5 protein-coding genes are annotated in these 4,360 nt (G+C 70.3%); 4 read left to right on the top strand and 1 reads right to left on the bottom strand.

Annotated features, from left to right (window positions below; all coding sequences use genetic code 11):
• Positions 1–285: hypothetical protein (locus tag ACE3TU_RS19505; RefSeq protein WP_374627268.1), on the top strand; the 285-nt coding region annotated here is incomplete at its 5' end.
• Positions 282–1,661: a hypothetical protein gene (locus ACE3TU_RS19500; RefSeq protein ID WP_374627266.1), complete on the top strand. Its 1,380-nt coding sequence runs from the start codon at positions 282–284 to the stop codon at positions 1,659–1,661. The genes ACE3TU_RS19505 and ACE3TU_RS19500, both read left to right, overlap by 4 nt.
• Positions 1,662–1,667: 6 nt before the next feature.
• Here ACE3TU_RS19500 and ACE3TU_RS19495 read toward each other — a convergent pair whose 3' ends face one another.
• Positions 1,668–2,027: a hypothetical protein gene (locus tag ACE3TU_RS19495; protein ID WP_374627264.1), complete on the bottom strand. Its 360-nt coding sequence runs from the start codon at positions 2,025–2,027 to the stop codon at positions 1,668–1,670.
• Positions 2,028–2,337: 310 nt separating this feature from the next.
• Here ACE3TU_RS19495 and ACE3TU_RS19490 point away from each other — a divergent pair, with 310 nt between their 5' ends.
• Together ACE3TU_RS19490 and ACE3TU_RS19485 are read left to right on the top strand one after the other, a co-directional pair.
• Positions 2,338–3,408 (top strand): YcaO-like family protein, encoded by a 1,071-nt coding sequence (locus ACE3TU_RS19490; RefSeq protein WP_374627262.1) that lies wholly within the window; start codon positions 2,338–2,340, stop codon positions 3,406–3,408.
• A gap of 8 nt (positions 3,409–3,416) precedes the next feature.
• The coding region (locus ACE3TU_RS19485; RefSeq protein ID WP_374627260.1) for a BTAD domain-containing putative transcriptional regulator at positions 3,417–4,360 on the top strand (944 nt) is incomplete at its 3' end.

The raw sequence follows: 4,360 nt of genomic DNA, 5'->3' as shown, positions 1-4,360 counted from the left end.
GGTACGCTGATCTACGAGTTCGTCGACGGCCGGACCTGTCTGCGGCTGGTGGCGGGGCCGAGCGTGTGCGCCGACATGCCGGTCAATGCCGGCTACGCCTACTACGCCACCATCCTCGCCCATGCCTTGCAGGAAAACGCGCCGGCCGCGATGGTGCTGCGCCGCATCACCCGCGGCCTCGCCACGCCGCCCGGCATGACCATGGCCGACCGCTGGTACTTCGTCGACGATGCCGATTTCGACCCGGGCCAGTTCCTCGGCGAACTGGGGAGCACGCTGCCATGAAGCCGTTCGCCACGTCCCTGCTGCTGGTTCTTGCCGCTCTCGCGCCGCAACCGGCCCCGGCCCAGGAGCCGCTGCCCGCCGACCAGCAGGCGGTCGCCAGTGCCATAGCCAGGCTCGACGGCAGCAAGCTGCAGCAGCTGTTCGCCAAGGTCGGCGTCGCGCCGTCGCCCGCCTTCCTCGATTGCCTGTGCCCGGGCGAATACGGCTTTCACTACTTCACCGAAGGGCCGGCCGGCACGTCCTGCCGTCGGATCGGGCCCCTGGGCGGCACCGAGTTTCGCGGGCTCGCGGGCGAGCGGGCCGGCTCGTGCGCGGCGGCCTATCCGCTCGAGGACGGGCGGACGGTGCTCGAGGCGATCGCGGCGGCAGCGCCGAGGCCGCCGGTCACCTGTGCCGCCGCGGCGTCGCCGAGCTTTGCCAGCGCGCTCAACTACGAGGTGATGCCGGCCCTGTTCAGGGACATCGACCCCGGCCGCATCATCTATCTGCTCGGCCCCGAGGATCGCTCCCTGCTGGCCGCGCTCGCCGCCAAGGCGATGGCTATCACTGACCGGATGGTTGGCGCCATGGTCGATGGTACCGCCTATACTGCGAGGACCGGGGCCGAGTTCATCGCCGGCGCCGGCCAGCATGCCTGGACCGCGGCGTGGTCGGGCAACCTGGACGCCCGCATCGAATTCAAGGGCGGTGAGGTCGCATTCGTGTTCGATCCCAAGGAGGGGCGGTTCACGCCCACCGAGGTGGTGGTCAAGTTGCCCGTCAGGGGCAAGGGCCAGAACCTCGAGTTCGCCATCGGGATGGAGAACCGTGCCTGGAACGGCAAGTTCAAGATCGGCTATTCCAACGAGGCGCTGGAAGTGGGCCAGGTCCAGGCCGAGGGCAAGTTCGGCTTCGAGTACGATACAAGGGCGATCATCGACACCGACGTCGTCGCCGATCCCAAGCCCTACAAGGTCCTGCCTCCCGGCACGCTGCTGCCGTGGAATGTGGGGATCGAGCGCTTCCTCGCCGGGGTCGATTTCTACGGCGGGGTTGCGGTGGGCGGCAAGCAGGAGGTGCTCGGCCAGGAAATCGTCGCCGGTCCGGAAGTCACCTGGTCGGTCAAGGAGATCTATTCCAGCGCCATCGTCTCGGACATGCTGGCCGGGCTCGACAATGTCCTCGTGCAGCAGAAGGCGCTCGAGGAGGCGCGGCACCAGTATTTCCGGCGGCTGGCCAGCCAGTATGGCGTCGAGGGTTCCGATTGCATGCCGCTCAGGGACGTTATGGTGGCGCTGCAGGATCGCCTGCGGCACCTCGCCATCGTCAACAATATCCCCTACGAGGGCCGGAAGTTCTCCGACATCCGCAAGGATATCGACAAGCTGCCGAAATAGCGGGACTTACCCGTCCGGGCGGGCCGCCGAGCACCGGCCGTCATTGGCCGAGAGAATCTTCTCGGTCAGCAGGTGCGTCGCGATCGACAGCGGCAGCCGCCAGGTGCGGTGGCCATCGGTCGGGGTGACGCGCAGCAGGCGGTACTCGGGGCGCAGCGCGTGCAGGCGGGCCTCGGCCAGCTTCAGCAGTCCGGCCCAGCTGGGTCCGCTCCGTTCGGCCCAGCCGCCGGGGGGCGGCAGCGCCGGCACCAGCCCGGGGGCGTAGGCGGACGTTTCGAGTCGACCGGTTTCGCCGAGCAGCGCTGCGAGGACACCCGAGACATCGGCCGTCACGCGCCGATAGGAGAGCGAGGACGGTCGAGACACGAGACCCTCTTGGCCGCTGAAAATCCGAAATGCTTGCCCGCTTGGCGCCGGATGGCCGGGAGGCCGGCGTGAGACGGGCGTCAACGCCATGCCGGCCGGCGACGGAATGTTGGAAAGCCGTTCTCCTTCCGGGGCCGCTGCGAGATGTTGCTTTCGTCACGGGACTGGTATTCGGGCGTCGTCTGCTTCATCCTGCCGCCCGTCTTCACTGTCATTCCACAGATACTGCACGCGCGCGCGTGTCGCGCAGCCAGTGCTGCAAAGGTGAGCCAGTGACGCCGGCGGGTCGAGCGAAATGGGAGAGCTGTTGATGGTCTGGGCAGCGGGCCAGTCTGCTGTGCAGCGCGCGCCGGCTCGTCGGCCATTGCTGCACGAGCCGTTCCAGCTCGTCTGCCCGGACGCCGGGAACATCCGGCTGATCTGCGCCTCGGTCCGGCCAGAGGAGGTCGATTCCGCCTTCGCCGGGTTTCCGGGCATCGACGTGGCCGGGTGCGATCTTGATGGCGGCGTGGCGATGCGGCGCTGCGAGGGGGAGGCCGCCGAGTACCTGTCGCAGCTCAGTCCGCCCGGCGATCCCCGGCGCGGCGGTGCCGGCGCGCCGCCCGCGGCGTTCGCGGGCGTCGCCGATGAGCTGGTCGCGGGCGTCCGCCTCGCCGATGGCGCGCCGGTGGGAATCCCCGCTTCGGCCTGCCTGAGGCGCTCCGGCGAGGAGGCGGATCCGATGCTCGGCTCGGGCTGCGCGGCAGGCCGGACGTTGGAGGAGGCGATCGACGCGGCCGCCTGGGAGGTCCTCGAACGGCATGCCGTGGCCTGCTGGTGGCACGGTGGCGTCCCGCCCCAGGGGCTCGATCCAGCGCTCGAAGAGGCCGCGCGCGACTACTTGGAACGGTTGCGGGGCAGTGCCGCCGGGCGCGTCACGCGCCTGCTCGATATTTCGGTGGAGCCCGGGGCGCCGACCATTGTCGCCTGCTCCTTCGCCGCCGAGGGAAAGGGGGCAGCCTTCGGCTTTGCCGCCGGTCGCGATCCGCTGGTCGCGGCCCAGCGGGCGGTGCGCGAATTGCTGCAGATGGAGGCCGGGCTGCGGCTCATCGCCTACAGGACGGATCGCGGCCTGCCGCTCGGCGAGGCCGACCAGCGGGCGCTGCGCCGCGCCACCTGCCTCGGCGGCGACGAGCCGGCCTTCGCGCTCCGCGGGGTGCGTCTCCATCCGGCCGAGAGCGGGGCCGACATCGCGACGCGCTGGGGCGACGCCTTTGCCGTCGATCTGTCGACGCCCCGGGTCGGGTTGCCGGTCGCCAAAGTGATCATCCCCGCCCTCGCCGGGATTCCCGATGAGGCGCGCTGGGTTGCCGAGGACCCGGCGCGGGTGGCGCTGCTGTGAGCGCGAGTATGGATCAGGTGGCCGGGGAGGTGCGCGCCGGTGAGAAGGCGCACCTGCACAGCCTGGGGGCCTTCCGGCTCGTCGTGGGCGACAGCGTGCCGTCGATCCGCAGCCGCAAGTCGCGCGCCATCCTCGCCTGTCTGGCCCTAGCGCCGCTGCAGCGGCTGCGGCGCACCCAACTCGCCGGGCTGCTGTGGAGCGAGGCAAGCGAGCACGACGCCCGCGTCTCGCTGCGCCAGCAACTGCTCACCCTCAAGCGGGAGCTCGCCACGGCGGCCGATCTCGTCCAGTCGGATCGCGAGGACGTCTGGCTGGCGATGCAGGTGGCGATGGATGCCCCGCTCCTCGTCGCGGCGCTCAAGGCGGGGGAAGTGCCGGACGTGCTGGTCGATCGCGCCGATCCGTTCGACAGCTTCCTCGGCGACGTCGAGGGCGTCGACCCGGCCTTCGACTACTGGCTGGCCGTGCAGCGCGAGAGTATCCGTTCGGCTGCGCTGCACGAACTGCGCCATCTCCTTGTGGCGGAGCGGCCGGATCTGGCGGAGCGGGCCGCGACGGCACTGCGCAACATCGATCCGACCAACGAGGAAGCCTGCCGCAGACTGATGCGGGCGACCATGGCGCGGGGCGATGTGGCGGGCGCCCTGCGCCTCTACAACGAGCTGTGGACGCTGCTCGATCGTGACTTCGACATGGAGCCGGGGCCGGAAACCCAGGCCTACGTGGCCCAGATCAAGTCGGCACCCCTCGGTACCCCGGTGCCGTTGACCGCACCCGGCCCGGCCGAGGGACCCATCCTCATCCTCGTGCATGCCTTCGAGGAGGAGGAACTGACCGGGGAGCAGCAGCGGCGCGTCAACGGGCTGCGGCACGAACTGATCGGGGCCCTCACCCGCTTCCGCGACTGGTCGGTGCGCGAGGCGGGCCGATCGCTCGAGGCCGGCGATCCGGC

The sequence above is a fragment of the Devosia sp. genome (assembly GCF_041917035.1).
Taxonomy (GTDB): domain Bacteria; phylum Pseudomonadota; class Alphaproteobacteria; order Rhizobiales; family Devosiaceae; genus Devosia_A.
Note: the sequence above shows the minus strand (reverse complement) of the source record. Positions and strands in the feature narration are given on the sequence as shown.